This window comes from Jatrophihabitans lederbergiae, from assembly GCF_031845305.1.
Classification (GTDB): Bacteria; Actinomycetota; Actinomycetes; order Mycobacteriales; family Jatrophihabitantaceae; genus Jatrophihabitans_A; species Jatrophihabitans_A lederbergiae.
The window spans coordinates 1-1,489 of the sequence record NZ_JAVREH010000157.1; the positions used below are offsets into that span (position 1 = coordinate 1).

General features: G+C 63.1%; 1 protein-coding gene. It reads right to left on the reverse strand.

The window, feature by feature from the left end; all coding sequences use genetic code 11:
• Positions 1–198 precede the first annotated feature (198 nt).
• Positions 199–1,290 (reverse strand): IS630 family transposase, encoded by a 1,092-nt coding sequence (locus RM423_RS24695; RefSeq protein ID WP_311425688.1) that lies wholly within the window; start codon positions 1,288–1,290, stop codon positions 199–201.
• Positions 1,291–1,489 lie beyond the last annotated feature (199 nt).

Below are 1,489 nucleotides of genomic sequence, written 5' to 3' on the forward strand. Positions count from 1 at the left end.
CCCGGGTCAACACCCCCACCGACACCAAATCCGACAACCGACGATCCGACTCCGGCTTCACCCACCCAGCACGAGGCATACCACCAAACTACACCGCTGTAAGCTTAACTGAACGGTATTGGGGTTAGGTCTGGCTTAGCGGCATAATTGTTTCCAGATGCCGAGTTTTGTTCAGGTTCTCGAGTTCGACACGGGCAACTAGTGTCCTGCGCCAGGAATCCGTTGAAGATATGCGTTGAGTCGTTCGAAGATCTCGTCGGCGGTCTTGGTCCAGGCGAAGGGGCGTGGGTTCTCGTTCCAGATGGTGACCCAGGTGCGGATGTCTTTCTCGAGGGCTTGCAGGTTCTTGTGCACGCCGCGGCGTAGCTGTTTGTCAGTGAGCAGCCCGAACCAGCGTTCGACCTGGTTGAGCCAGGACGAGCTGGTCGGGGTGAAGTGCAGGTGGAAACGCGGGTACGCCTGGAGCCATCTAGCGATCGCTGGGGTCTTGTGTGTGGACAGGTTGTCACAGACCAGGTGCACATCCAGTCCGGCCGGCACCTCGGCATCGATCTTGGTCAGGAATTTCTTGAACTCGATCGCACGGCGACGCCGGTGCAGCGACCCGATCACCTGACCGGAGGCCACGTCCAGCGCGGCGAACAAGGTGGTCGTGCCCGAGCGGACGTAGTCATGGGTGCGCCGTTCGGGCAGGCCGGGCATCATCGGCAGTACCGGCGCGGAACGATCCAGAGCCTGGATGCCGCTCTTCTCATCCACACACAGCACCAGCGCCCGCTCGGTCGGGTCCAGATAGAGCCCGACCACGTCGCGGACCTTCTCGATGAACAACGGATCGCTACTGAGCTTGAAGGTGTCGCCCAGGTGCGGCTTGAGCCGAAACTCCCGCCAGATCCGACCGATCCTCGATCGCGAAAGCCCGGTCTCGGCGGCCATCGAGGCCCGCGACCAGTGAGTCGCGTCCTTCGGAGTCCGCTCCAGCGTCGCGACGATCACCGCCTCGATCTGCTCATCAGCGATCGTGCGCGGCGCCCCCGGACGCGGCTCGTCCACCAAGCCATCCAGCCGCCGGGCCACGAACCGGGCCCGCCACTTACCCACCGTCGCCGCCACGATCCCCAGCTTCGCCGCGACCTGCCGATTGTCCAAGCCGCCCGCGCACGCCAGCACGATCTTCGACCGCAACGCCAACGACTGCGCCGACTTCGCCCGCCGCGACCAACGCAACAACTGCTCACGCTCATCATCGGTCAACCTCAACTCGGCCTTCGGCCGACCCGCCCTCGCCACACCCCACTCTACAAGTTAAGTTACGAATCCCTGGCGCAGGACACTAGCCCGGAAGTTTCATGCAGTGCCTGCTGATCGGCGTTCTTGAGGCGGCAGCCTTTGTGGTTTCTGATTGTGCCGTAAGGGCATGACTGTTGGGCCGAGGTCACTCGGTGCGCCGGGTCCACTGGCCGGTGGCTTTCTGGTTGTAGGTGCGTTC